Origin of the sequence: Streptomyces sp. ISL-1 (assembly GCF_018614585.1) — a bacterium.
Classification (GTDB): Bacteria; Actinomycetota; Actinomycetes; order Streptomycetales; family Streptomycetaceae; genus Streptomyces; species Streptomyces maoxianensis.
In genome coordinates this window covers 1-26,753 of the sequence record NZ_JAGGOI010000034.1, presented here as the reverse complement: position 1 = coordinate 26,753, position 26,753 = coordinate 1, and the positions used below count along the sequence as shown (strand labels likewise).

The 26,753-nt window shown below is 69.6% G+C and carries 21 protein-coding genes; 10 read left to right on the top strand and 11 right to left on the bottom strand.

The features are described 5' to 3' along the window. Positions 1-47 precede the first annotated feature (47 nt). A complete protein-coding gene (locus J7E87_RS24435; RefSeq protein WP_215096666.1) occupies positions 48-2,174 on the top strand; it encodes a SpoIIE family protein phosphatase in 2,127 nt (708 codons plus the stop codon). Here J7E87_RS24435 and J7E87_RS24430 read toward each other — a convergent pair. After that, positions 2,117-3,139 (bottom strand): AI-2E family transporter, encoded by a 1,023-nt coding sequence (locus J7E87_RS24430; protein WP_215096665.1) that lies wholly within the window; start codon positions 3,137-3,139, stop codon positions 2,117-2,119. The two genes, J7E87_RS24435 and J7E87_RS24430, sit on opposite strands and share 58 nt — an antisense overlap. 252 nt (positions 3,140-3,391) lie before the next feature. Here J7E87_RS24430 and J7E87_RS24425 point away from each other — a divergent pair, with 252 nt between their 5' ends. Further along, on the top strand, positions 3,392-4,222 hold the full coding sequence (locus J7E87_RS24425; RefSeq protein WP_215096664.1) for a PP2C family protein-serine/threonine phosphatase: 831 nt from the start codon (positions 3,392-3,394) through the stop codon (positions 4,220-4,222). Positions 4,223-4,305: 83 nt separating this feature from the next. Continuing rightward, positions 4,306-5,307 carry an MASE1 domain-containing protein gene (locus tag J7E87_RS24420; protein WP_374195225.1) on the top strand — a complete coding sequence of 334 codons (1,002 nt, stop codon included), beginning with the start codon at positions 4,306-4,308 and terminating at the stop codon, positions 5,305-5,307. A gap of 60 nt (positions 5,308-5,367) precedes the next feature. On the opposite strand, the gene J7E87_RS24415 is transcribed toward J7E87_RS24420, so the two are convergent. Continuing rightward, positions 5,368-6,324 (bottom strand): pirin family protein, encoded by a 957-nt coding sequence (locus J7E87_RS24415; protein WP_215096663.1) that lies wholly within the window; start codon positions 6,322-6,324, stop codon positions 5,368-5,370. Positions 6,325-6,448: 124 nt separating this feature from the next. Beyond that, the gene (locus tag J7E87_RS24410) at positions 6,449-6,901 is read right to left on the bottom strand and encodes an SseB family protein (RefSeq protein ID WP_215096662.1); all 453 of its coding nucleotides are present in this window, start codon (positions 6,899-6,901) and stop codon (positions 6,449-6,451) included. 130 nt (positions 6,902-7,031) lie between these two features. Between J7E87_RS24410 and J7E87_RS24405 the strand changes: the two genes are divergently transcribed. Together J7E87_RS24405 and J7E87_RS24400 are read left to right on the top strand one after the other, a co-directional pair. After that, positions 7,032-8,858: an acyl-CoA dehydrogenase gene (locus tag J7E87_RS24405; protein ID WP_215096836.1), complete on the top strand. Its 1,827-nt coding sequence runs from the start codon at positions 7,032-7,034 to the stop codon at positions 8,856-8,858. Between the two features lie 98 nt (positions 8,859-8,956). After that, complete coding sequence (locus tag J7E87_RS24400; RefSeq protein WP_215096661.1) at positions 8,957-10,249, top strand: M18 family aminopeptidase; 1,293 nt, start codon at positions 8,957-8,959, stop codon at positions 10,247-10,249. Positions 10,250-10,368: 119 nt separating this feature from the next. Here J7E87_RS24400 and J7E87_RS24395 read toward each other — a convergent pair whose 3' ends face one another. Next, complete coding sequence (locus J7E87_RS24395; protein WP_215096660.1) at positions 10,369-12,141, bottom strand: NHL domain-containing thioredoxin family protein; 1,773 nt, start codon at positions 12,139-12,141, stop codon at positions 10,369-10,371. 40 nt (positions 12,142-12,181) lie between these two features. Between J7E87_RS24395 and J7E87_RS24390 the strand changes: the two genes are divergently transcribed. After that, the gene (locus J7E87_RS24390; protein WP_215096659.1) at positions 12,182-12,679 is read left to right on the top strand and encodes an LURP-one-related/scramblase family protein; all 498 of its coding nucleotides are present in this window, start codon (positions 12,182-12,184) and stop codon (positions 12,677-12,679) included. Here the strand turns inward: J7E87_RS24390 and J7E87_RS24385 are convergent. Beyond that, complete coding sequence (locus tag J7E87_RS24385; protein ID WP_215096658.1) at positions 12,676-13,527, bottom strand: carbon-nitrogen family hydrolase; 852 nt, start codon at positions 13,525-13,527, stop codon at positions 12,676-12,678. The genes J7E87_RS24390 and J7E87_RS24385 overlap by 4 nt on opposite strands. Positions 13,528-13,694: 167 nt before the next feature. On the opposite strand from J7E87_RS24385, the gene J7E87_RS24380 reads away from it, so the two are divergent. Beyond that, positions 13,695-14,519 (top strand): maleylpyruvate isomerase family mycothiol-dependent enzyme, encoded by an 825-nt coding sequence (locus J7E87_RS24380; protein WP_215096657.1) that lies wholly within the window; start codon positions 13,695-13,697, stop codon positions 14,517-14,519. A gap of 117 nt (positions 14,520-14,636) precedes the next feature. Here the strand turns inward: J7E87_RS24380 and J7E87_RS24375 are convergent, their stop codons facing one another. Then, entirely contained in the window at positions 14,637-15,938 is a 1,302-nt protein-coding gene (locus tag J7E87_RS24375) for a nitrate/nitrite transporter (RefSeq protein WP_215096656.1), read from the bottom strand. Continuing rightward, entirely contained in the window at positions 15,935-16,576 is a 642-nt protein-coding gene (locus J7E87_RS24370; protein WP_215096655.1) for a GntR family transcriptional regulator, read from the bottom strand. The genes J7E87_RS24375 and J7E87_RS24370 overlap by 4 nt, the downstream gene beginning before the upstream one ends. 177 nt (positions 16,577-16,753) lie before the next feature. Between J7E87_RS24370 and J7E87_RS24365 the strand changes: the two genes are divergently transcribed. Next, positions 16,754-17,686 carry a D-alanyl-D-alanine carboxypeptidase family protein gene (locus tag J7E87_RS24365; protein ID WP_251017947.1) on the top strand — a complete coding sequence of 311 codons (933 nt, stop codon included), beginning with the start codon at positions 16,754-16,756 and terminating at the stop codon, positions 17,684-17,686. 108 nt (positions 17,687-17,794) lie between these two features. On the opposite strand, the gene J7E87_RS24360 is transcribed toward J7E87_RS24365, so the two are convergent. Genes J7E87_RS24360 through pdhA form a run of 3 tightly spaced genes read right to left on the bottom strand, consistent with a single transcriptional unit; the run spans position 17,795 to position 21,353 of the window. Next, positions 17,795-19,207 (bottom strand): dihydrolipoamide acetyltransferase family protein, encoded by a 1,413-nt coding sequence (locus tag J7E87_RS24360; protein ID WP_215096654.1) that lies wholly within the window; start codon positions 19,205-19,207, stop codon positions 17,795-17,797. A 14-nt stretch (positions 19,208-19,221) separates the two neighbouring features. After that, positions 19,222-20,202, bottom strand: coding sequence for an alpha-ketoacid dehydrogenase subunit beta (locus J7E87_RS24355; protein ID WP_215096653.1), 981 nt, complete (start codon positions 20,200-20,202; stop codon positions 19,222-19,224). Between the two features lie 2 nt (positions 20,203-20,204). Continuing rightward, the gene (gene pdhA, locus J7E87_RS24350; protein WP_215096652.1) at positions 20,205-21,353 is read right to left on the bottom strand and encodes a pyruvate dehydrogenase (acetyl-transferring) E1 component subunit alpha; all 1,149 of its coding nucleotides are present in this window, start codon (positions 21,351-21,353) and stop codon (positions 20,205-20,207) included. A gap of 490 nt (positions 21,354-21,843) precedes the next feature. On the opposite strand from pdhA, the gene J7E87_RS24345 reads away from it, so the two are divergent. Beyond that, positions 21,844-22,851 (top strand): phosphotransferase, encoded by a 1,008-nt coding sequence (locus J7E87_RS24345; RefSeq protein WP_215096651.1) that lies wholly within the window; start codon positions 21,844-21,846, stop codon positions 22,849-22,851. Positions 22,852-22,895: 44 nt separating this feature from the next. Here J7E87_RS24345 and J7E87_RS24340 read toward each other — a convergent pair whose 3' ends face one another. Further along, entirely contained in the window at positions 22,896-24,413 is a 1,518-nt protein-coding gene (locus J7E87_RS24340) for a protein kinase (RefSeq protein WP_215096650.1), read from the bottom strand. Positions 24,414-24,784: 371 nt separating this feature from the next. On the opposite strand from J7E87_RS24340, the gene J7E87_RS24335 reads away from it, so the two are divergent. After that, the gene (locus J7E87_RS24335; protein WP_215096649.1) at positions 24,785-26,416 is read left to right on the top strand and encodes a protein kinase; all 1,632 of its coding nucleotides are present in this window, start codon (positions 24,785-24,787) and stop codon (positions 26,414-26,416) included. Positions 26,417-26,753: the final 337 nt, after the last annotated feature.

Below are 26,753 nucleotides of genomic sequence, written 5' to 3'. Positions count from 1 at the left end.
GGGGCCCCGGCAGGTCGTCGCAATGAAGATCGGAATAAAGTGAGGCAATGCGCACCGAGGACGTCCTGGCCGCGATCGCGACCGGCCTATGGCGGTGGGACAACGCATCCGGGACGGTGACCCTCGACGCCGAGGCCGCCCGGCTGCTCGGGATGCCGGGCGAATCGGGCGGCTTCCCCCAGTCCGCCGTGCGCTCCCGTTTCCACCCGGTCGACTGGAACGAGATCAACGGCATCGTCAATCTCGCGGTCGCCGAGGGAACCCTCGCCGAGGCCAGACTGCGGGTCGTCGACGAGGCCGGCCATGTGCTCCGTACCGTACGCAGCCGCTCCAAGCCCTTGATGCGCGGCACCGACCTGGAACTGGTCGGCACGCTCCAGGAGGTCGCCGAGCCGCAGCCGGGCACGACCGCCGCGCAGAGTCCGATCACCGGCGACTGGCGGCGCTCACGCGAGGCGTTCCTGCTGGACGCGGGCCGGGCGCTGGCCGAGGCCCGCTCGACCGCGGAGGTGCTGCGGGTCGCCGCGTCGCTGTCCATGCCGGGCTTCTCGCCGGACGGCCTGGCCGTCTTCGGGGTGGCGGGCGACCGGCTCACGATCGTCGGCCACCACGGGCACAAGCCGGGGGACGACCACCCGTTCAGCGACATGCCGCTGGACGCGGACTACCCGGCCGCCGAGGTGGTGCGCACCGGCCGGGCCTCCTATCTGCCGACGCCATTGGAGTACCGCCGCCGCTACCCCACCAGCTGGCCGCTGGCGAAGGACTTCGGCCGGCAGTCGTGGGCCTTTTTGCCGCTGATCGTCGCCGGGCGCACGATGGGTGCCTGGATGGCCGCGTTCAAGCACCCGGTCGCCTTCACCCCCGACGAACGGTCCGTGCTGACCACGGTCGCCAGGATGCTGGCGCAGGCCCTCGCCCGCGCCGAGGTGGCCGACTCCGAGCGCGAGCTGTCCCTCGGCCTGCAGCGCTCGATGATGCCGGTGCTCGGGCCCGAGGTCCCAGGCATGTCGGTCGCCGCGCGGTACATCCCGACGGGCGGCGGCCTCCAGGTCGGCGGTGACTGGTACGACATGATCCCCATGCCGACCGGACGCGTCGCCCTCGTCATCGGCGACGTTCAGGGCCACGATGTGCGCGCCGCCGGACTCATGGGCCAGCTGCGGATCGCCCTGCGCGCGTACGCCTCCGAGGGGCACCGGCCCGACGCGGTGCTCTCCCGCGCCTCCCGCTTTCTGCACGGGCTGCATGACTTTTCCGGGGCGGATGCGTACGAGGAGGGCGACCACTCCAGCCCGCGCTTCGCGACCTGCCTCTATCTGGAGGTCGACCCGCCCACCGGCCGCATCGAGATCGCCCGGGCCGGCCACCCCGAGCCGGTAGTGCGGACCTCCGACGGCACGGTGCTGGTGCGCCCCGCCGAAGGCGGACTGCCGCTGGGCATCGACCCGGACACGGACTATCCGACGACGCGGCTGGTGCTGGAGCCCGGCGAGACGATGATGATCTGTACGGACGGTCTCCTGGAGACCGGCGGGCACGATCTGGACACGGGGTGGGCGCGGCTGCGCAAGGTCCTGGAGGACCATGCGGACCAATCCCTGGAGGAGCTCGCCGACACCCTCGTCCACGCGGTGCACGGCCCCGCCTCGCACTCCACCACCGGGCCGCTCGCCGACCGGCGCGAGGACGACATCGCGGTCCTGTTGATCTCCCGGGACGGCACACCGACGCCTCGGGCCCCGCGGCGCACGGCGATGGGCGTGGCCCAGGCGGAGCCCGAGCGGATCGCGGCCGCCCGGCAGCAAATGCGGGAGCTTCTGCACGACTGGACGGACAGGGAGCAGATCGACGCCGCCGTGCTGATGGTCTCCGAGATGCTCACCAATGTGCTGGTCCACACGGACCGGAACGCGCTGCTGGTGGCGGAGGTGACCTGCGGGGATGCGGATCGGCGGCTGCGCGTGGAGGTCGCGGACGCCGACGACGAGCTGCCGCACAGGCGGTGGCCGGGCGAGTTGGCTTCGTCGGGGCGTGGCCTGCTGCTGATGGAAATGCTCGCGGACGCGTGGGGGGTGGATCCGCGGGGCGAGGGCAAGTCGATCTGGTTCGAGCTCTACGAGTCCGCTGCCCCGGAGACGGGTCCGGACCCGGACCCGGATTCGCCCGCGTAACGCGTCCTGAGCTCGCTGAGCACGCCGAAGGCGGCGGCAGTGAGCGGTACGGCGAGGAGCATCCCGAGAATGCCGGCGACGGACGCCCCCGCGGTGATCGCCAGTATCACGACCGCCGGATGCATCCGCACCATACGGCTCTGGATCATGGGCTGGAGCACATGCCCCTCCAGCACCTGCACGGCGAGAACCACGCCCAGCACCCAGAGCGCGATCACGAACCCGCGGTCGGCGAGCGCGACGAGCACGGCGACGGCGCCGGAGAGGAAGGCCCCGAGATAGGGGATGTACGCCGCGACGAAGACGAGCGCGCCGAGCCCGATGGCCCCGGGGACGCGCAGGATCAGCAGCCCGACGGTGATGCAGACCGCGTCGATGAGCGCGATGAACGTCGTCCCGCGCATGAACCCCTCGACGGCCCCGAAGGCCCGCCGACCCATGGCCACGGCGACGTCGCCGCTCGTACCGGGCACGAGGGAGCGCAGAGCGCCTACGGCCCTGTCCGAGTCCCGCAGAAAGAAGAAACTGAACAGCAGCGCCAGCACGGCGGTGGCGATCAGCTCGCCCACCACACTCAGCCCGGTGATCACCCCGGACGCGGCGGTCCCGCCGAACTTCCCCAGGAGTTCCTTCGCATTGCCGGCAACGTCGTCGAGCGAGGTCCCGGCGGCCCCGAAGTACTTGGCGAGATCCTTGGCGGCCAGCCGCAGCGAGGAGATGATCTGGTCGCCGGTCTCGATCAGCGCGTTGACGATGATGTACATGGCTCCGCCGACGACGGCGACGACGGCCGCACAGGTCAGCGCGGCCGCGAGCGAGCGATTCACCTTCATCTTGACGAGCCACCGGTTCAGGGGCCCGAGGAGGGCGGTCCCGAGCAGCGCGAGCAGCACGGGCGTCACGGCGGTCTTGAGCGTCACGACCAGCCACACGCCGACTGCGACCACCCCGGCCAGCAGCAGCATGACCCCACACCAGGCGGCAAGCCGCCTCACTGGCTCGGGAAGAAGGGTCTGCACACTCCCACCCGACCACAGCACCCGCCGTTCCGCCCCGTCCACCGGGGCCAGGCGGGTGACGCCTCGTCAGAATTCCTGGGCGCGCCCGCGTCCGTACGGAGGGCCGGCGAGCGAGGCCGGCCTGGTGAGGCGGGGGGTTAAGGTGACATTAAGGAACAAAGCGTCATAAGGAACACATGGGAATCCCCCGGAGCGGTCATGCGTGAACGCCGCACTCCCCCGCCCGCCAGTGCCCAGGAACTCCTGATCAACCTCGGGCGTCTCGTCGACGACGCCCTGGACCGGATCAAGTTCCAGCGGGCCCGGGTGGAGCTGGCCATCGCCCTGCAGCGCCACATGCTCCCGCCCACGCTGCCCACCCTGCCCGGCCTGCAGCTCGCGGCCCGGTACGCGCCATCTCAGAACGGCCTCGACGTCGGCGGAGACTGGTACGACGCCTTCCTGATGACGGACGGGACGGTCGGGATCACCATCGGGGACGCGGAGGGCCATGATGTGGAAGCAATCGCTTTCATGGGTCAGGTCCGCACCAGCCTGCGGGCCCTCGCCGGCCCCACCACAGATCCTGGTGAGGTGCTGAGCCACGCCAATGACCTGCTGCTTTCCATGGGCTGCGAACGCTTCGCAACCTGCTGCTTCCTGCGTTTCGACCCGATCAGCGGCGATCTTGCCATCTCCCGCGCCGGCCACGTTCCGATTGTCTGGGCCTGCGCCGACGGAAGCTCCGACGTCGCCCTCGACCATGGTGGCCCGCCCCTCGGCGTCGTGTCCGGCGAGCGGTATCCGGTGTCCCGCCTACGGCTGCTGACGGCCGGATCGCTTGTCCTGCTCACCGACGGAGTCGTGGAAGGACCGACCTACCCGATCGAGGAAGGGCTGGCAGAGGTGGCCCGGCTGGTCTGCGCCGGATTCGGCGACGACCCCGACGCCCTGGCCGCCGAAGTGGTCAAAGTGGCCGACCTGACCGGTCACAGTGACGATGCCGCCGTCCTTGTCGCCCGCTACAGCGGAATCCCGGCGGCGGCATAGCCCCCGCCGCCGCGACGCTGCCGGACGGCGCAGTCGCAGCGGCGCGTGTGGGCGGAGATACATAAGCTGGCTCAGTGACTGGCGTGGTACGCAACGAGGACATGCGGCGTTACGGTTCCGCCGCGCTTCAGATCCTTGCTGTCGCCGCCGTCTACTACGGAGCCGCGAAGCTGGGGCTCCTCCAGCAAGTGGTCCGTGGCCAGGTCACTCCGCTGTGGCCACCGACCGGCGTGGCAGTGGCCGGCCTGCTCCTCCTCGGTCTGCGGATCTGGCCGGGAATCGCGCTCGGCGCCTTCCTGGTCAACGTCTCCCTCGGGCCGTCGCTCCCCGCCGTACTGATCATCACCGCGGGGAACACGCTCGCCCCCGTCTGCGCCTACCTGCTGCTGCGACGTGTGGGGTTCCACAACGCACTGGACCGGCTGCGGGACGCGCTGGCGCTGATCTTCCTCGGCGCCCTGGGCGCGATGCTGATCAGCTCGACCGTGGGCAGCGGCGTGCTGGTGCTCGCCGGCGCGCTGCAGCCGAGCGACTTCTGGCCGACCTGGTCGGTGTGGTGGACGGGGGACGCGATGGGCGTGCTCGTCGTCGCGCCGTTTCTGCTCGTCGTCCGCACGGCCCGCTGGCCCCGGGCCCCTCTCAGCCGGTGGGCCGAGGCGACGGCGCTCCTGACGGGCACCCTGGCTGTCATGTATCTGGCGACGAATACCGGCATCTCGTCGCTGCTCTTCCTCGCCTTCCCGTTCTTGATCTGGGCCGCGTTCCGCTTCCAGCTGGCCGGCGCGGCGCCATGCGCGTTGGGCGTCTCGACGCTGGCGATCCTTGCCGCAGCCCGCCAGATCGGCCCGTTCGCCCATCAGGACCTTTTCGCGATCATGGTCACGCTCCAGGCATTCAACGGCGCCGCGGCGTTTACGGCGCTGTTGCTCTCGGCGGTCATCATCGAGCGGAACCGAACCCAGGAAGAAATCAGGCGGGTCGTCGTACAGCTCTCCGAGATGGTGGCCCAGATGGAGCCACGCCCGGCCACCTACCGATGGCCGCCGCCCGAGAACGACGAAGGGCGGGGCGCGTCTCCCGGGTGACGTACCCGGGAGATGCGACCCGCCCTTCGTACTGACGTACTCACATGCCGTCTGACGTACTCACATGCCGTGCACGGCAGGGATCGTGCCGAGGCGTCCCGCCTGGAAGTCCTCCACCGCCTGCTGCAGCTCCGCGCGGCTGTTCATCACGAACGGCCCGTAGTGCGCCATCGGCTCCCGGATCGGACGCCCGCCCAGCAGCACGACCTCCAGGTCCGGGCTGTTCGAGTCCTGGGACTCGTCCGCGCGGACCGTCAGCGATCCGCCCGTCCCGAACACCGCCGTCTGGCCCATCCGGACCGGCCGCCGGTCCGTGCCGACCGCGCCGCGGCCCGCCAGGACGTACGCGAGGCCGTTGAAGTCCTCCCGCCACGGCAGCGTGATCTCCGCGCCCGGGCGCAGCGTCGCGTGGACCATCGTGATCGGCGTGTGCGTTATGCCCGGCCCCTCGTGCCCGTCCAGCTCACCCGCGATGACCCGCAGCAGCGCCCCGCCGTCCGCCGAGGTCAGCAGCTGGACCTGGCCGCCGCGGATGTCCTGGTACCTGGGCTCCATCATCTTGTCGCTCGCCGGGAGGTTCACCCACAGCTGGAGCCCGTGGAAGAGCCCGCCGGACGTGACGAGCGACTCCGGCGGCGCCTCGATGTGGAGCAGGCCGGAGCCCGCCGTCATCCACTGGGTGTCGCCGTTCTGAATGGTCCCGCCGCCGCCGTTGCTGTCCTGGTGGACGAACGTCCCGTCGATCAGATACGTGACGGTCTCGAAGCCGCGGTGCGGATGCCAGGGCGTTCCCTTCGGCTCACCCGGCGCGTACTCCACCTCGCCCATCTGGTCCATCATGATGAACGGATCGAGGTGCTGGTAGTTGATCCCGGCGAACGCACGTCGCACCGGGAAGCCCTCCCCCTCGAACCCGGCCGGCGCCGTGGTCACGGCGAGCACGGGGCGCGGCACAGCCCCGGCCGGCGCGGTTACGCGTGGCAGGGTGAGCGGGTTCTCGACAGTCACTGCAGGCATGACGGGACCTCCTTGTGCGTCCAGTTTAGTTGAAGGCTGAACTTCTTGCCACTGGAACGCGAGGCGCCCGGGAGGAATTCCCCCCGGGCGCCCTTCATACATGCCTGCGAGTCACCGGCCGCGGCTAGCCGTACATACGCCGCATCGCGAAGTCGACCATCTGCTCCACGGCCTTCGCGTCGAAGACCATCCGGTGATCGCCCTCCATGTCGAGGACGAAGCCGTACCCGGTCGGCAGCAGGTCGATCACCTCGGCCCCGGTGATCACGAAGTACTTGGACTCCTTGCCCGCGTACCTGCGCAACTCCTTGAGCGTGGTGAACATCGGGATGACGGGCTGCTGGGTGTTGTGCAGCGCCAGGAAACCGGGGTTGTCGCCGCGCGGGCAGTAGACCTTCGACGTCGCGAAGACCTGCTGAAAGTCCTCGGCGGACAGGGACGCGGTGGTGAAGGCCCGCACCGCGTCGGCGAGCGAGGGCGGCGACGGCTCGGGATACAGCGGCTGCTCGCCGTACGAAGGCTGCTGCGGCACGTACTGCTGCTGCTGAGCGCCCGGGGTCTGGTCATAGCCGTACATGCCCGCAAGAGTACTGAGTCACAGATGCCCCTTGGGGGTTGCATCTTATTACCGACGGGTAGCATCATCGAAGCTACTTACTGGTACGTGGATGAGAAATCCGCCTCCCGATCTTTACGGAGCCGTCGCCATGGGGCACTACAAGTCGAATCTCCGCGACATCGAGTTCAACCTCTTCGAGGTCCTCGGGCGCGACAAGCTGTACGGCACCGGCCCGTTCGCGGAGATGGACGTCGACACCGCCAAGTCGATCCTCGAAGAGATCGCCCGCCTCGCCGAGAACGAGCTGGCCGAATCCTTCGCGGATGCCGACCGCAACCCGCCGGTTTTCGACCCCGCCACCAACACCGCGCCCGTTCCGGCGTCCTTCAAGAAGAGCTACCAGGCCTTCATGGACTCCGAGTACTGGCGTCTCGGCCTGCCCGAGGAGATCGGCGGCACCACCTCGCCCCGCTCCCTCATCTGGTCCTACGCGGAGCTGCTGCTCGGCTCGAACCCGGCCATCTGGATGTACTCCTCCGGCCCGGCCTTCGCCGGCATCCTCTTCGAGGAGGGCAACGAGGCGCAGAAGAAGGTCGCCGAGATCGCCGTCGAGAAGCGCTGGGGCTCCACCATGGTCCTCACCGAGCCGGACGCCGGCTCGGACGTGGGCGCCGGCCGCACCAAGGCCGTGCAGCAGGAGGACGGCTCCTGGCACATCGAGGGTGTGAAGCGCTTCATCACCTCCGGTGAGCACGACATGGAGGAGAACATCCTTCACTACGTGCTGGCCCGCCCCGAGGGCAACGGCCCCGGCACCAAGGGTCTGTCGCTCTTCCTCGTGCCGAAGTTCCACTTCGACTGGGAGACCGGCGAGCTGGGCGAGCGCAACGGCGTGTACGCCACGAACGTCGAGCACAAGATGGGCCTCAAGGCCTCCAACACCTGCGAGATGACCTTCGGCGACCAGCACCCCGCCAAGGGCTGGCTGATCGGCGACAAGCACGACGGCATCCGCCAGATGTTCATGATCATCGAGTTCGCCCGGATGATGGTCGGCACGAAGGCCATCGCGACCCTGTCGACCGGCTACCTCAACGCGCTGGAGTACGCCAAGGAGCGCGTCCAGGGCCAGGACCTGGTGAACTTCGCGGACAAGACCGCACCCAAGGTCACCATCACGCACCACCCGGACGTGCGCCGCGCACTGATGACGCAGAAGGCGTACGCCGAGGGCATGCGCGCCCTCGTGCTGTACACGGCGTCCGTCCAGGACGAAATCGCCGTCAAGGAGACCGCCGGCGAGGAAGCCAAGGCCCTCGTCGCGCTGAACGACCTGCTGCTGCCGATCGTGAAGGGCTACGGCTCGGAGAAGTCGTACGAGCAGCTCGCCCAGTCGCTGCAGACCTTCGGCGGCTCCGGCTATCTGCAGGAGTACCCGGTCGAGCAGTACATCCGGGACGCCAAGATCGACACCCTTTACGAGGGCACCACGGCGATCCAGGGTCAGGACTACTTCTTCCGGAAGATCGTCCGCGACCAGGGCCAGGCGCTGAACACCCTCTCCGAGGAGATCAAGAAGTTCCTGGCGGTCGGCACCGGCGGCGACGAGCTGGCCCCGGCCCGCGACACGCTCGCCAAGGCCGCGGTCGACCTGGAGGCGATCGTCGGCACGATGACGACCGACCTCATAGCCACCGGCGAGGACGTCAAGAACATCTACAAGGTGGGCCTCAACACCACCCGCCTGCTGATGGCCTCGGGCGATGTGGTCGTCGGCTACCTGCTCCTGCGCGGAGCGGCCGTCGCGGCGGAGAAGCTCGAGACCGCGTCCGCCAAGGATGTGCCGTTCTACCAGGGCAAGATCGCGGCCGCGAAGTTCTTCGCCGCCAACATCCTGCCGGGCGTCTCGGCCGAGCGCGCGCTCGCCGAGACCGTGGACAGTTCGCTGATGGACCTGGACGAGGCGGCTTTCTAGTCGCCCCGCACCATCGACGGATGCGGCCCGCCCCCCTCGCCGGGGGCGGGCCGCATCCGTCTGTGCCCCCTGCGTACGACCCTCGTTAGGGTGACCCCATGAGCAGCAGCACACCCGCCCGCTTCGATCGCGGACACACCGACGACCTCATGTCCTTCCTGGCGGCCGGGCCCTCTCCGTACCACGCCGTGGCCGCCGCAGCCGAGCGGCTGGAGAAAGCCGGCTTCCGGCAGGTGCTGGAGACCGATGTCTGGGACAGGACGACCGGCGGCAAGTATGTGCTGCGCGGTGGGGCGATCATCGCCTGGTACGTGCCCGAGGGCACCCGCGCGCACACCCCCTTCCGGATCGTCGGCGCGCACACCGACTCGCCCAATCTGCGGGTCAAGCCGCTGCCCGACACCGGTTCGCACGGCTGGCGGCAGATCGCCGTCGAGGTGTACGGCGGGACGCTGCTCAACACCTGGCTCGACCGTGATCTGGGGCTGGCCGGGCGGCTCAGCCTGCGGGACGGTTCGCACCGGCTGGTGAATGTGGACCGGGCGCTGCTACGCGTGCCGCAGCTCGCCATCCACCTCGACCGGCAGGCCAACGACGGTCTGAAGCTCGACCGGCAGAAGCACATGCAGCCGATCTGGGGTCTCGGCGATGTCGTGGAGGGCGATCTGATCCGTTTCCTGGAAGAGGAGGCGGGGATCGCGGAGGGCGAGGTCACCGGCTGGGACCTGATGGTGCACTCCATCGAGCCGCCCGCTTACCTGGGCCGGGACAGGGAGCTGGTGGCCGGACCTCGGATGGACAATCTGCTGTCCGTGCACGCCGGGACGGCGGCGCTGGTGGCCGTGGCCGGCCGGGATCTGCCCTACATCCCGGTGCTCGCCGCCTTCGACCACGAGGAGAACGGCTCGCAGTCGGACACCGGCGCGGAGGGTCCGTTGCTCGGCTCGGTGCTGGAGCGTTCGGTGTTCGCGCGCGGCGGCAGTTACGAGGACCGGGCGCGCGCGTTCGCCGGGACGGTCTGTCTGTCCTCGGACACCGGTCACGCCGTGCATCCCAACTACGGGGAGCGGCACGATCCGACGCACCACCCGCGAGTGAACGGCGGCCCGATCCTCAAGGTCAATGTGAACCAGCGGTACGCCACCGACGGCAGCGGACGCGCGGTGTTCGCCGCGGCCTGCGAGAAGGCGGGGGTGCCGTGGCAGATGTTCGTGTCGAACAACGCGATGCCGTGCGGCACGACCATCGGCCCGATCACCGCCGCCCGGCACGGCATCCAGACCGTGGACATCGGCGTGGCGATCCTGTCGATGCACAGCGCGCGTGAACTGTGCGGTGTGGACGACCCGTATCTGCTGGCGAACGCGATGACGGCGTTCCTGGAGGGCTGAAGTCCCTTCACCGGGCGGCCTGTTGCGAAAACATCTGGGCGTCGTACAACCCGGGCCTGTGGAGGGCTGCCGCCCGAGCGGCAGGGGCTGCTGCACCAGCCTTCTTCAGTCCGCCGCTGTCACCCCTGATCCATCCCGGCCAGTACGAGCGGCAGCCGCGCGGCCCCGTCCGCGCTCACGCGCACCGGAACCCCCCAGTCCTGCTGGTGGACGTGACAGGCCGGGTACTCGATCTCGGGGTCGTCGTCGCAGGACGCCGCCATCGCCGAGACATGCAGCACGCCCTCGCCGACCGCCGGGTCGATCTCCAGCTCGCGCGAGAGGTCGGTCCCCGCGCCGTCCCCGCCGATCAGCAGCTCGGGCGGGGTCGAGGAGACGAGCAGCCGGGTGGATGGCCCGTACCGGGTGTCGAGCTTCTGGCCGGCCGGGGCCTGGAAGACCACGTCCAACTGAAGCTTCCCCGCCGCGACTTCGGTTGTGGCACGCTGTGTCCGGTGGGCGACGGACTCGACCCGTACCGCCTCCTCCGGCAGTCGCAGCCGGGTCAGCCGGTGCCTGGCCGACTCGACGACCACGATGTCGTCGCCGACGAGGACGGCGCCGGAGGGTTCGCGCAAGTCGGTGGCCAACGTGGTGACTTGGCCGGCGGCCGGATCGTACCGGCGCAGTGCGTGGTTGTACGTGTCGCTGATGGCCACCGATCCGTCGGGCAGCGCGGTGACGCCCAACGGGTGCTGGAGCAGGGCCTGTCCGGCCGCCCCGTCGCGGTGCCCGAAGTCGAAGAGCCCGGTGCCCACAGCCGTGTGCACGACCAGATCGCGGTCGATCCAGCGCACCGCGGAGGTCTCGGAGTCGGCGATCCACAGCCGGTCCTCGGTGGCGGCGAGCCCGGACGGCTGGGCGAACCACGCCTCGGCCGCGGGGCCGTCGACCAGCCCTTCGTTGGTGGTCCCGGCCGCGACCTCGACCGTCCCTGTCGCCGGGTCGTACGTCCACAGCTGGTGGACGCCCGCCATCGCGATCCACAGCCGCTCGCCCCACCAGGCCACGTCCCACGGCGAGGAGAGGGACACGTCGAGGGCCGGGCCGCTGGTCGGCGATCCCTGCCACCACTGCTTGCCGGTGCCGGCGAGCGTCTCGATCGCGCCGCTCCCGGGGTCGTACGCACGGATGGCGTGGTTCACGGTGTCGGCGACGGCGATCCTGCCGTCGGGCAGCAGCGCGAGTCCCTGCGGCTCGTTGAACTCTCCGTCGCCGATGCGCCGTACGACGCTCTCGCCGTCCGGCGCCAGCTCGACGAGCTGGTTGCGGGTCGAGTCGGAGACGAGGAAGTTCCCCGACGGCAGCAGCACGGTCTTGCCGGGGAAGCGCAGATCGGTGGCGACGGGCTCGGGCGCGACATAGGGGCCGTCGCCACGCCGCAGTGTGCCCTTCGCGGCATGCTCGGCCACCAGCTCGCCGACGAGCTGCTCGATGGCGTGCGCATGCCCCTCGCCCGCGTGCTGAGCGACGACGTATCCCTCGGGATCGATGACTACGAGGGTGGGCCAGGCCCGTACGGCGTACTGCTTCCAGGTGGCGAGCTCGGGGTCATCCAGCACGGGGTGGTGCACCTGGTAGCGCTCGACGGCGTCGACGACGGCCTGGTGCTCGGCCTCGTGCACGAACTTCGGCGAATGGACCCCGATGATCACCACGGTGTCGCGGTGCTTCTCCTCGAGCTCGCGCAGCTCGTCCAGGACATGCAGACAGTTCACACAGCAAAATGTCCAAAAGTCGAGAATGACGATGCGTCCTCGCAGGTCAGCGAGGGTGTACTGGTGGTCGCCTGTATTGAGCCAGCCGCCCTTGCCGATCAGCTCGGGGGCCCGAACGCGTGCACGTGTAGCCATACCTCCATCCAACCTCACCGATCCGGGTACGCATTCCGCCATGAAGTATTTGGTACGCGACAAAATCTTCGCGATCGGCGACGACTACTGGATCGAGGACGAGCACGGGCGTCGCGCCTTCCTCGTGGACGGAAAGGCGCTGCGGCTGCGCGACACCCTGGAGTTCAAGGATCCGACGGGGCTTGTCCTGATCACGCTGCGCAAGAAGATGTTCAGCCTGCGGGACGCGATGACCATTGAGCGGGACGGCGAGCCGCTCGCCACCATCCGCAATAAGCGGCTTTCGCTGGTGCGCAATCACTACCGCGTGACGCTCGCCGAGGGAACGGAACTCGATGTCAGCGGCCGGATCCTGGACCGGGAGTTCGGGGTCGAGTACGACGGCGAGCTGCTGGCGCACATCTCCCGGCAGTGGTTGCGGGTACGGGAGACGTACGCCGTGAATGTCGTACGCGAGGACGCGGATGCGGCGCTCATGATCGCGGTCGCGGTCTGTGTGATCCGGATGGCGGAGAAGGAGCGCGACGGCGACGACTAGCAGTCGCGGCGCGGGTCGGCCAGGCCCAGGCGGCGGTCCTTGAGGGCCGGGAACTGCTCCCGAGTCGTCGCCACCTTCGCCGGGTCGAGCTCGACCGTCAGGACCTCTTCGTCCGGGCCCGCCTCGGCGAGCACCTCGCCCCAGGGGTCGACCACGATGCTGTGGCCTGCCTGCTCGACGCCGGCGTGGGTGCCCGCGGTGCCGCAGGCCAGAACGTACGCCTGGTTCTCCACGGCGCGGGCGCGGGCCAGCAGTGTCCAGTGTTCGCGGCGGCGGGCGGGCCAGCCGGCCGGGACGACGAACGCCTGCGCGCCCGCGTCCACCAGGCCGCGGAACAGCTCGGGGAAGCGCAGGTCGTAGCAGGTGGCGAGGCCCAGAGTGAACCCGGCTCCGGCGCCGGTCCCTGTCACGGTCCCGGGCAGCGGGACGGTGACGAGCTCGTCGCCCGCGCCCATCATCACCGCCTCGCCCTCGTCGAAGCCGAAGCGGTGGATCTTCCGGTAGGTGCTGACCAGTTCACCCGCGGGGGAGAGAATGAGGGAGGTGTTGTAGAGGGTGCTGGAGCCTTCGGCGGAGCCGCTGCCGGCGGCCTTCTCGACGATGGAGCCCGCGTGCAGCCAGACTCCCGCGTCGCTCGCGGCCTTCGCCATGACGTCGTACGTAGGTCCGTCCAGTGATTCGGCCTCTTCGGCGTAGGACTGATAGGCGAAAGCTCCGACGGGCCACAGTTCGGGGAGGACCACCAGATCGGCGCCCCGCTGCTCCCGTACGAGTGCGGCAGCGCGCTGCCTGCGCGAATTGACCGATTCGTCCGGGTCTACTGCGATCTGGATGAGCGAGGCGCGCACACTACCACCGTCCTGGCATTCGAGCCTTCTACACGGGCCTACGATCGTCACACGAAAGCACTGCCGGGGTGCCGCCCGGCAGCGTAACTTAACTGCCGAGCCTCCCACGCAGCCCAGCAGTCAGCAGCCCAGCCAGCCCGCGTACCGCAGAACCGCCGAGGGGTCCCGTGACCGTCCATCCCAGCCTCCAGACCTACGCCGACGCCTGGACCCACTCCATCGAGTCGATAGCCGAGCTGGTGCAGCCGCTCGTCGAGGGCGAGTGGAACCGGCGAACGCCATGCCCTGGCTGGTCCGTGCGTGACGTCGTCTCGCACGTCATCGGCATGGAGTGCGAGATGCTCGGCGATCCCCGGCCCATCCACAGCCTGCCGCGTGATCTTTACCATGTGCGGAGCGAGTTCACCCGCTATATGGAGATGCAGGTCGATGTGCGCCGGCACCACACGGCGCCGGAGATGACCTCCGAGCTGGAGTACACGATCATCCGCCGGGCCCGTCAGCTGCGCAACGAGACCCGCGCCCCCGACACCATGGTCCGCGCCCCGCTCGGCGCCGAGCAGACCCTGGAACTGGCCATGCGTATGCGCGCGTTCGACACCTGGGTGCACGAGCAGGATCTGCGCGTGGCGCTCGGCAAGCCCGGCAACCTCGACTCCCCCGGCGCGTACATCACCCGGGACTGTCTGCTCGAAGCCCTGCCGAAGGTGGTCGCCAAGGAAGCGGGCGCACCCGCGAATTCCGCGGTCGTCCTCGATGTGCACGGTCCGGTGGAGTTCCTGCGTACGGTCCGGGTGGACGCGGACGGCCGTGGCACGGTCGACGGCGCGCCCTCGCTGGGGCCCATCGTGACCCTCGGCATGGACTGGGAGACGTTCCTGCGGCTGGCGTGTGGCCGGGTGCGGGCGGCGGCTGTGCGCGACCGGGTGAAGGTGGACGGGGACGCCGATCTGGCGGAGGCGATCCTGCGGGAGTTCGCGGTCACGCCGTAGCGGTTCACGCTGTGGCGGTTCACGCCGTAGCGATTCACGCCGTGGGCCCGGCGGGTCCCCCGGCGCGCCGCCGTTCGGCGTCGTCCGCGCTCGACGGCGGCTACCGGGAGCGTGCCCTCACGCCGGTACGTGCACGGCCTCCACTCGGCTCGCCACCAGCCGTTCCCGCTCGCGCCGCACCGTGCGCGCCCGCAGCCGCAGGATCTGGGCGATCCCCAGCGCCTCCAGCACGAACACCGACGAGAACGCGATCCGGTAGTTGTCCCCGGTCGCGTCCAGCAGCACCCCGACGGCCAGCAGTGTCGTCATCGAGGCCACGAAACCGCCCATATTGACGATTCCCGACGCCGTCCCCTGCCGCTCCGGGGGGTTGGCCGGGCGGGCGAAGTCGAAGCCGATCATCGACGCGGGACCGCACGCCCCGAGCACCGTGCACATGGTGATCAGCAGCCACATCGGTGCCTGGTCCCCGGGGTAGGCGATGGTCGACGCCCACAGGAGCGCGGTCGCCCCGACCGTGCCGAGGGCGAGCGGCACCCGGGCCGCGTGGTGGCGGGCGATGACCTGCCCGTACACCAGCCCCACCACCATGTTGGAGAGCACCACCAGCGTCAGCAGCGAGCCCGCGGTCTCCCGGGACAGTCCCTGCGCCTCGACCAGGAAGGGCATCCCCCACAGCAGCAGGAACACCATGGCGGGGAACTGGGTGGTGAAGTGCACCCACATCCCGAGCCGGGTGCCGGGCTCCCGCCAGGACCGGGCGATCTGCTTGCGTACGAACGCCGATCCGGCGTGCTGGGCGGGCGGGGGCTCGTGGCCCTCGGGGTGGTCCTTCAGGAAGAGCGACAGCAGTACGAGGACGACCAGTCCGGCCGCCGCGCTGCCCGCGAAGGTGGCGGTCCAGCCGACGCCGTGCAGCAGCCGCGAGATGAATATGGTCGAGACGAGATTGCCCGCCATCCCGAAGAGCGCGGCGACCTGCCCGATGAGCGGCCCGCGCCGGGCCGGGAACCAGCGCGAACCCAGCCGCAGCACGCTGATGAAGGTCATCGCGTCGCCGCACCCGAGCAGCGCCCGCGAGGCGACGGCCGCGCCGTACGAGGGGGAGAACGCGAAGCCCAGCTGCCCGACGGTGAACAGGACCACGCCGAGGGTGAGCATCTTCTTGGTGCCGAGCCGGTCGACCATCAGGCCGACGGGTATCTGCATTCCCGCGTACACCAGCAGCTGCAGTATGGAGAAGGTGGACAGGGCAGAGGCGTTGATGTCGAAGCGGTCGGCGGCGTCGAGGCCGGCGACCCCGAGCGACGTACGGAAGATGACGGCGACGAAGTAGACGGCGACGCCGATGCCCCAGACCGCGGCGGCGCGCCGTCCGCCGGGTGGATCGCCCGGCAGGGCGACGGCGGTGGCGCTCATCGGACCTCGCCCCGCGCCAGGTTGCTGAACCAGCCGACGTGCCGGTGCACGAGAGCGGCCGCCGCGTCCGGGTCCGCGGCGCGCAGGGCTTGAAGGATCTCGCTGTGCTCGACGACGTTCTTGGCGATCCGGTCGGGGTGGGCGTGCATCACGGCGACACCCATCCTCAGCTGCCGGTCGCGGAGTTGGTCGTAGAGGCGGGAGAGGATCGCATTGCCGCCGCTGCGCACGATCTCGGCGTGGAAGCAGCGGTCGGTGACGGCGACGGCCGCCAGGTCGCCGGCCTCGCCCTGCCGCTTCTGCTGCTCGAGGAGCTCTTCGAGCCGGGCGACGAGCTGCGGCGACGCCGGTACGGCCTTGCGGGCGGCGTGCTCCTCGACGAGCAGACGGGTCTCCACCACATCGGCGATCTCCTGCGCGGAGACGGCGAGGACGAGCGCGCCCTTCTTCGGATAGAGCTTGATCAGCCCCTCGACCTCGAGTTTGAGGAGCGCCTCGCGGACGGGGGTGCGCGATACGCCGACGGCGTCGGCCAGTTCACCCTCGGTGAGGAGGGTGCCGCCCTCGTAGCGGCGGTCGAGGACGGCTTGCTTGATGTGGGCGTAGACGCGTTCGGCGGCTGGGGCGGCGGCGGGCATGCGCACAGCTTAGATACAACACAGGTGCATCAGAAAGCCGCGTCCACGATGCAAAACAGAACTGATGTGGCCGCCGCGTACATCCTTCGGGGCGCTCAACAGTCTTGTATCGGGACCTTGTTCCACTCGGGTCCCACTTCGACCTTTTTCGATGCATTCGCGAACTCGGAGCGATTCTTGAGAACCAGCCTTCCGGGCGTACGCAAAGCCGCCGTGGTCGTCCTCACCACCGGCGCGCTGCTGACCGTCTCGCCCCTGGCCGCGCCCGCTCATGCGGTCCCCGTACCGCCGATCGCGAGCAAGGGCGCGATCCTTGTCAACAACGCCACCGGCACAGCCGTCTACACCAAGACCCCGGACACCCGCCGGCAGATGGCCAGCACGACGAAGATCATGACTGCCGCGGTGGTGGTGCACACCAAGGGCATCAACCTGAACCACGTGGTCACCGTCAAGCAGTCTTACCGCGACTACGTGGTCAGGCAGGGCGCCAGCACCGCCGATCTGAAGACCGGCGACAAGGTGACCGTCCGTCAGCTGCTGTACGGCACGATGCTGCCCTCCGGCTGCGACGCCGCGTACGCCCTCGCCGACCTCCTCGGCAAGGGCACCACCCAGGCCGCACGCACGCAGTCGTTCATCGCCAAGATGAACCAGACGGCCACCTCGCTCGGCCTGAAGAACACCAAGTTCGACTCCTTCGACGGCATTTCGAAGGCGGGCAACAACTACACGACGCCGCGCGACCTCGCCAAGATCGCAAGCTACGCGATGAAGAACGGCAACTTCCGCGCCGTCGTCGCCGCGCCGAAGTACGTGACCTCCGCGACGACCAGCACGGGCGGCAAGCGCACGTACACCTGGTACAACACCAACCAGCTGCTCGGCTCCTACAAGGGCGCGATCGGCATCAAGACGGGCACCGGCACGGCCGCGGGCCCCTGCCTGGTCTTCGCCGCCACGCGCGGCGACAAGACCTTCGTCGGGGTCACCCTGAACGGGGCCGACCGCTACAAGGACGCCGCGAAGCTGCTCGACTTCGGGTTCGGTTCGAGCACCGCGCAGACGATGCAGCTGCGGAGCCTGCCGCAGGGCGCCGAGCGCGACTGATCAGCCGCGCCCTGACGCAAGCCGCGCGGTAAACCCGCGCACTGACGCAAACCGCCCCGTTCCGCACTGCGGAACGGGGCGGCTGCGTTCAGGCCGGACGCGGGCCGGTCAGGCCCAGGTGATCAGCCGCTTGGGCTGTTCCAGGATCGCCGCGACGTCCGCGAGAACCCTGGAGCCGAGCTCGCCGTCGACCAGCCGGTGGTCGAAGGAGAGCGCGAGCGTGGTGACCTTGCGCGGCTTGACCTTGCCCTTGTGGACCCACGGCTGGAGCTTGATCGCGCCGACCGCGAGGATCGCGGACTCGCCGGGGTTGAGGATCGGCGTACCGGTGTCGACGCCGAAGACGCCGACGTTGGTGATGGTCACCGTGCCGCCCTGCATCGCCGCCGGGGTCGTCTTGCCCTCCCGGGCGGTGGAGACCAACTCGCCCAGTGCCACGGCGAGTTCGGGCAGCGTCTTGGCCTGCGCGTCCTTGATGTTCGGGACGATCAAACCGCGTGGGGTGGCGGCCGCGATGCCCAGGTTGACGTACTGCTTGAGCACGATCTCCTGATTGGCCTCGTCCCAGGCGGCGTTGACCTGCGGATTGCGCTTGATCGCGACCAGCAGCGCCCTGGCGATCAGCAGCAGCGGATTGACCCGCAGCCCCGCCATGTCCTTGTCGGCCTTGAGCTCCTCGACGAGCTTCATCGTCCGCGTCACGTCGAGCGTGATGAACTCCGTGACGTGCGGCGCGGTGAAGGCGCTGCCGACCATCGCCGCCGCGGTGGCCTTCCGTACGCCCTTGATGGGGATACGGGTCTCGCGCGCACCCGCCGCGAAAGGCGCCGGGGCCTCGGCCACGGGCTGTGGCGCGAGGGGGGCGGGAGCGGGCGCAGCCGCCGGAGCCGCCGCCGGGGCGGCCGCCGCGTGGACGTCCTCCCGGGTGATGACGCCGTCGGGACCGGTCGGGGTGACCGTCGCCAGGTCGATGCCCAGATCCTTGGCGAGCTTGCGGACCGGCGGCTTGGCGAGCGGGCGGGCGGGTGTGGCCGTGGCCGTGCCGCCGTGCCCGTTCATCTCGGCCTGGACCGCGGCTGCCGCGGCGGCCTGCTCGGGCGCCGCCGCCGTCCCCTTGCGGGCGCGGCGCTTGGTGGAGGACTCGGCGACGCCGTAGCCGACGAGGACGGGCTGGCGGCCCTTCGGAGCGGCCTCCTCGACGGCGGGAGCGACGGGCGCGGCCGACGTCTGGGCCACCGGCGCGGCCGGTACGTCATCGCTGCCCGGCGCCACATCGATCGTGATGATCGACATGCCGACGTCGACGGTCGTGCCCTCCTCGAAGCGCAGCTCGTGCACCACGCCGTCGTACGGAATCGGCAGCTCGACGGCGGCCTTCGCCGTCTCGACCTCGCACACGACCTGGCCGTCCGTCACCGTGTCACCGGGCTGGACGTACCACTTGAGAATCTCGGCCTCGGTGAGTCCCTCGCCCACATCGGGCATCTTGAACTCACGGAAGCGAGTGGAAGTGTCAGTCATGGTCACGGCACTCCTCAGTACGCGAGCGAGCGGTCGACGGCGTCCAGCACCCGGTCAAGACCGGGGAGGTAATCCTCCTCGAGCCTGGCCGGCGGGTACGGCGCGTGGAAGCCGCCGACCCTCAGCACCGGGGCCTCCAGGTGGTAGAAGCACCGCTCGGTGATCCGGGCGGCGATCTCCGCGCCGGAACCGTAGAAGACCGGGGCCTCGTGCACCACGACCAGCCGGCGTGTCTTCTCCACCGACGTCTGGATGGTGTCGAAGTCGATCGGCGACATCGAGCGCAGGTCCAGGACCTCGAGCGACTTGCCCTCCTCCAGCGCCGCCGCGGCGGCCTCCACGCAGACCTTCACCATCGGGCCGTAGGCGGCGAGGGTGAGGTCGGTGCCGGGCTGCACGACCCGGGCGGTGTGGAGCGGGCCGGGGATCGCCTCGGTGTCGACCTCGCTCTTGTCCCAGTAGCGGCGCTTGGGCTCGAAGAAGATGACCGGGTCGTCGCTCTGGATGGCCTGCTGCATCATCCAGTACGCGTCCGACGAGTTGGACGGCGAGATCACCTTGAGGCCCGCGACATGCGCGAAGAGCGCCTCGGGTGACTCGGAGTGGTGCTCGACCGCGCCGATGCCGCCGCCGTACGGAATGCGGATGACGACCGGCATCTTGATCTTGCCGAGAGCGCGGGCGTGCATCTTCGCGAGCTGCGTGACGATCTGGTCGTACGCCGGGAAGACGAAGCCGTCGAACTGGATCTCCACGACGGGCCGGTAGCCGCGCAGGGCGAGACCGATCGCCGTGCCGACGATTCCGGACTCGGCGAGGGGGGTGTCGATGACCCGCTCCTCGCCGAAGTCCTTCTGCAGTCCGTCGGTGACCCGGAAGACGCCGCCGAGCTTGCCGACGTCCTCACCCATGATCAGGACTTTGGGGTCGGTCTCCAGGGCCTTGCGCAGGGACTCGTTGATCGCCTTGGCGAGGGGGAGCTTCTGTACGGCCATGGTTAGTTGCCCTCCTCGGCGAAGGACGCCTGGTACGCGATGAACTGGGCGCGCTCCTCGTCGACGAGGGCGTGCCCGTCGGCGTAGACATTCTCGAAGATCGCCAGATGGTCCGGGTCGGGCATGGCCCGCACCGCCTCACGCACCCGCTTGCCGAGCGTCTCGCTCTCCTCCTCGAGGGAGGTGAAGAAGGCCTCGTCGGCGTGGCCCGCGTTCTCCAGGTACGTACGGAGCCGCAGGATCGGGTCCTTTGCCTCCCACGCCTGGCGCTCCTCGTCGGCCCGGTACTTCGTCGGGTCGTCCGAGGTGGTGTGCGCGCCCATCCGGTAGGTGAACGCCTCGACCAGCGTCGGACCCTCGCCGCGGCGGGCCCGCTCCAGCGCGGAGCGGGTCACGGCCAGGCAGGCGAGCACGTCATTGCCGTCGACGCGGACGCCGGGGAAGCCGAAGCCCTGGGCGCGCTGGTAGAGCGGCACGCGGGTCTGCTTCTCGGTCGGCTCGGAGATCGCCCACTGGTTGTTCTGGCAGAAGAAGACGACCGGGGCGTTGTAGACCGCGGAGAAGGTGAACGACTCGGCGACATCGCCCTGGCTGGACGCGCCGTCGCCGAAGTACGCGATCACGGCCGAGTCGGCACCGTCCTTGGCCACGCCCATCGCGTAGCCGGTGGCGTGCAGCGTCTGCGAGCCGATGACGATCGTGTACAGGTGGAAGTTGTTGGTGCTCGGGTCCCAGCCGCCGTGGTTCACACCGCGGAACATGCCGAGCAGATTGGTCGGGTCGACGCCGCGGCACCAGGCCACGCCGTGCTCGCGGTAGGTCGGGAAGACATAGTCGTCCTCGCGCAGCGCGCGGGCCGAGCCGATCTGTGCGGCCTCCTGGCCCAGCAGCGACGCCCACAGGCCCAGCTCGCCCTGCCGCTGCAGTGAGGTTGCCTCGGCGTCGAAGCGGCGGGTCAGGACCATGTCCCGGTACAGCCCGCGCAGCTCGTCGGGGGTCAGGTCGATCTCGTACTCCGGGTGCTCGACGCGCTCTCCCTCGGGCGTCAGCAGCTGTACGAGCTGGGGCTCGGAACTCTGCGGCTTGTTCGCGGCGCTGGCGCGCTTGCTGCTGCGTCGCGGTTTGCGCGCGGCAGTGCTCTCCACGGTCACGTGCGTGCTCCTCCGTCGGTCCGGCCCCCGGGTTCGCCGGTTGGCCAGTGCGGCTCGCCTGTTTCCCGCACCCGTGCACGGGGTGGGTGCCTCTCGGCGGGAACAGGCGTGACAGGTGCCCCGGCGAGCGCCCTGCCAAAGGCACGTTACCCAGTGGGACGCATTACTGCGAAACCCCACTTGACCTGCGATTTTGCTTGGATTTCCAAGTAAATCGCGAAATTCGGGAACAACCACTGGTCACAGCCTTGCAGGCCGCCGGAACACGGGCACGTTATCCCGGGCACCCCGGACACGGGAAGAGTAGATGTGCGAGACCTCTTTCGGGCGCGAAGGGTGAAAAATCAGCGCTTTTCTACTCGATACCTACTAGGTCGTCCGGCCGGCGTAAGGCGCCGGCCGGACCTACGTCATCGCCGCGGAGGGGCCGGGGGCCGGTAATCTGCGGGAACTTCCGCTCGGCCACGCTGCGTGATCTAACATCTGGCGAGTGCCGCGCTCATCTGCAACTGCCCCACCTGTCGATGCGCTGCTGCGCCGCTATTCGGATCCGGGCGAACCCGTTTCCTGCGAGCCCGTCACTCAAGGGCTCCTCAATCGCGGCTACCGGCTCGCGACCACCCGTGGCGCGTACTTCCTCAAGCACCATCTCGACGGCGACCGCGAGGCCATCGCCCGCCAGCACCGGGCCACCCAGCGGCTTCAGACGCTCGGCGTGCCGGTCGCGCCGCCCGTCGAGGACGCGAACGGCGACACGGTCGCGGTCATCGGCGGGCGGTGTTACGCCCTGCACCCCTGGGTCGAGGGACGGCACCGCGACGGGGCGCAGCTGACCACCCTCCAGTCACGGCGGCTCGGCTCACTTCTCGGCCTCGTGCACACCTGTCTGGAACGGGTCATGGCGGTGGATGCCACGGCGCGCCGGGAGTACGAGAGCGCAGACCCGGAGGAGACCTTCGCGCTCATCGACGAACTGCTGGGGCTGGCGCGCGGTGCGCGGCCCCGGGACGCCTTCGACGGTCTCGCCGAGCACCGGCTGCTCGATCGGCGCGAGCTGCTGGAGCGCCATGCCGACCGCAGACCGCCGCCGGCCTCCGCGGGCTGCTGGGTGCACGGCGACTTCCACCCGCTGAATCTGCTCTACCGGGGGGCGGAGCCGGCCGCGATCGTCGACTGGGACCGGCTGGGGGTGCACCCGCGCGCGGAGGAAGCGGTACGTGCTGCGGCGATCTTCTTCGTCCAGCCGGCCGGCGAGCTGGAGCTGACGAAGGTACGGGCGTACGCACGGGCCTACCGGCGCGCGGCGGGAGCGGACGCGGCGGAGCTGGCGGCGGCGGTGCACCGGGTGTGGTGGGAGCGGCTCAACGACTTCTGGATCCTGCGCTGGCGCTACCAGCTGCACGACCGAAGGGCCGACCCGCAGTTTCCTGCGGCGTCGGCCCTGGCGGTGTGGTGGACGAGGGAGTACGAGGCGGTGTGCGAGGCCTTCACGGGGTGAGGCCTCGCGAGCTCTCCCCGTGAGGCCCCCTCGCGGCGCCCCTGTCAGCCGTTGGCTCCCGGGTCGACCGGGAGATCCGTCGACTGCGAAGGGGGGTCGCTCGGCGTGGGATCGGCCGAGGTCGGTTCGTCCGTCGGCTCGCCGGTCGGATCCGTCGGATCCGACGTCGTCGGTTCGTCCGTCGGCGTCTGCGGATCGCTCGGCGTGTACGAGGGTTTGTCGGACGGTGTCCAGGAAGGCTCCTGGTCGTCGCCCGTGGGGGCCGGCTCCTCGCTCTGCTGCGTCTCCTCGTCGGTCGGACTCGGCGAGGAGTCCGGCGTCGACGGGGTCTGGGAGATCGTGGTGTTGTCCTTCGGGCTGTTGTCGGTGTTCCCCGCCCTGTCCACCGCGAAGGCGACGCCCGCCGCGATCGCGAGCACCGCGAGCACGGCGAACAGCCACATCTTTTTGCGGCCGCCGCCATTGCCACCCCGGCCGTCCCGGTGACCGCCGTCGTATCCCCCGTCGTTCGGGTTCATCGGCGGCAGGATCGGGCTCTGCGAGGTCTCGCCGTGCACGGGGTGGTTCATGGCGGTCGGCCCGGTCATGCCCATCGCCGGGGTGAAACCGTCGTGCGTCTCTACGGGTCCGGTGCCCCAGGTTCCGTTGTGGCTGCCCTGCTGCTGCAGCATCTGCAGCCCGTACTGGACCAGACCGCGCATCTCCTCCGCGCTCTGGAACCGGTCGTCCGGGTCCTTGGCCAGCGAGCGCATCACCAGACCGTCGAGCTCCGGCGGCACCACGTCCGCGACCTCGGACGGCGGCACCGGGATGTCCTGGACATGCTGGTAGACCACCGAGAGCGGGGTCTCGCCGGTGAACGGGGGCCGCAGCGCGAGGAGTTCGTAGAGGAGACAGCCCGTGGCGTACAGATCGGAGCGGTGGTCGACGGCCTTGCCCAGCGCCTGCTCCGGAGAGAGGTACTGCGGCGTGCCCATGACCATGCCGGTCTGAGTCATCGTCGACTGCGCGCCGTGCAGAGCACGCGCGATGCCGAAGTCCATCACCTTCACCGCACCGGAGTTGGTGATGATGACGTTCGCGGGCTTGATGTCGCGGTGCACGATGCCGTGTTGGTGCGAGTAGGCGAGCGCCTCCAGCACACCGGAGACGATGATCAGCGCCTGCTCGGGCGGCGGGGCCTCCGCGTTGAGCAGCAGATCGCGGATCGTGCGCCCCTCGACCAGCTCCATCACGATGTACGGGACGGTCTGGCCGCCCACCGTGTCCTCGCCGGAGTCGTAGACCGCGACCACCGCATGGTGGTTGAGGCCGGCGACCGACTGCGCCTCGCGCGTGAAGCGGGCCTTGGAGACCGGGTCCTCGGCGAGGTCGGAACGCAGGAGCTTGACGGCGACCGTGCGGCCGAGCCGTACGTCCTCGGCCGCGAAAACCTCGGCCATGCCGCCGCGTCCAAGACGGTGCGTCAGGCGGTAGCGGCCGTCGCCGACCACTCCGCCGATACCCCAGGAGTCCGCCGCATCCGGCACTCCGCCGCCGCCTGCTTCGGGTTCGGGTGCCATCAGTCCTCGCCGTCGTTTCTGTCCGCCTGCGTACCGTGCCTGCGGGTGTTCGCTGTCGTCCTCAGGGTGCCCCTGCCACGTCACGCTACAGCCTTCGCGCGAGTGGCCTGTTTTCGATGTGGACCGGTCATCAAACCCGCTGCCCGCGCAGCCACGCAAATTCCATGCTTTTCCTGTAACGCTTCCGAGACGCTTCCTGTGCGTACGGTCACGGAACGGGCACCTGGCTTGACGTGCCGGACCCCTCGGGCAGACTTGCGACGTAATACGGATCACGGAATACGGATCCGGACACAGAACACTCACAGCAACACAGAGCAACGGGAATCACGCGGGCCATCGGGCCTTCGCGCCGAGGGGGATGCACAGTCATGAGCCAGGACGGCGCACAGGGCCGCTATGCGGGTGGTTCCGTAGCGGGCGGCCGGTATCAGCTTCGCGACCTGCTCGGCGAAGGCGGCATGGCCTCCGTATATCTGGCGTACGACTCGGCACTCGACCGCCAGGTCGCCATCAAGACACTCCATACGGAACTGGGGCGGGAGCAGTCCTTCCGCGAGCGGTTCCGGCGCGAGGCGCAGGCGGTCGCCAAGCTGTCGCACCCCAACATCGTCTCGGTCTTCGACACCGGTGAGGACGAGCTCGACGGCTCGCTGATGCCGTACATCGTGATGGAGTACGTCGAGGGCCGGCCGCTCGGATCCGTACTGCAGGCGGACATTCAGCAGTACGGCGCGATGCCGGCCGACAAGGCGCTGAAGGTGACGGCCGATGTGCTGGCCGCGCTGGAGACCAGCCATGAAATGGGCCTGGTCCACCGGGACATCAAGCCCGGCAACGTGATGATGACCAAGCGGGGCATCGTCAAGGTGATGGACTTCGGCATTGCGCGCGCCATGCAGTCGGGCGTCACCTCGATGACGCAGACCGGCATGGTGGTCGGCACTCCGCAGTATCTGTCGCCCGAGCAGGCCCTGGGGCGCGGCGTCGACGCGCGGTCCGACCTGTACTCGGTCGGCATCATGCTGTTCCAACTGCTGACCGGGCGGATCCCGTTCGACGCGGATTCGCCGCTGGCGATCGCCTACGCGCATGTGCAGGAGGAGCCGGTCGCGCCGTCCACGATCAACCGCTCCGTCACTCCGGCGATGGACGCGCTGGTCGCGCGGGCACTGAAGAAGAACCCGAACGAGCGTTTTCCGAGCGCGGCCGCCATGCGGGACGAGTGCGCGCGGGTGGCGAGCGCCGGGCAGACGGGCGCGCCGGTGATCATCGGCGGCGCTCCGGCGACGAGCGGCGCGGGGGTGGGTTCGGCGGTGTTCCCGCCGCTGGATCAGCCGACTCCGTCGGCGCAGAACGTTCAGACGCCGTACCAGCCTGGTCCCTACGGCCCGCCGACCGGGGCGCCCATGCAGGCTCACCCGCAGACTCCGGCGCCGCAGTACGGGTACCCGCACACGCCCTCTCCCGCCTACCAGACCCCTGGGCCGATGGCCTCGACGCCGCCGCCGTACAACATGACGCCCCAGCCGGGGGTTTCGGGCGGCAGAGGCGGTGGCGGCAAGCGGAACATGCCGGTCGTCGTGGGCGCGATAGTGGTGGCGTTGCTGGCGGTCGGCGGCCTGATCGCGGCGATCGCGCTGAACAGGGACCCGGGCGGCGGGGACAAGACAGGCGGCGACCCGAGTGCGAGCGAGTCGGCCGACTCGGGCGGGGGGCTGGCTCCGGACCGCACCCGGACGATCGAGAAGACGAAGTGCTCGGACGCCACGGAGGACGGCACGGACCCGGCGAAGGTCCAGGCCCCCGACCTCCTCTACAAGGACCTTCTGTCCGTGAAGGAGTGTCTGCGGGCCGCCGGGTGGACCTGGAAGGTGACCGAGGTGGACAACCCTCAGTACCCCAAGGACGCCGTGGTCGAGCAGTACCCCGGCCAGGGCCAGCCGGTGGTGCCGAACAACCAGGAGTTCGAGCTGCAGATTTCCACCGGCAAGTCGGGATAACGCGAGCCGCATTACAGCCCCGGGGACGGCCCGGCACACATTGCGCGTGCCGGGCCGTCCCCCATTCCGCTCTCCCGGGATGCCGGAAGTGTCAAGGCATGTGACGCTGAGTCCGATATCGGCGACTCTCGCCGGCATCTCGGCATCTCGGCATCTCGGCGACTCGGCACGGGAGGGGGTCACCCGTGACTCCAAGGCTCCGCACACAGGGCGCGATCGCGGTCGCCTCGGTCCTACTGCTGGCCACGCCTCATGCGTACGCCGAGGAGTCCGAGGAGTCCGCGGCCCCCGACCGCACCCCGGCCGCCGCGCGTACCGCCGCGCCGGCCGCCGCACC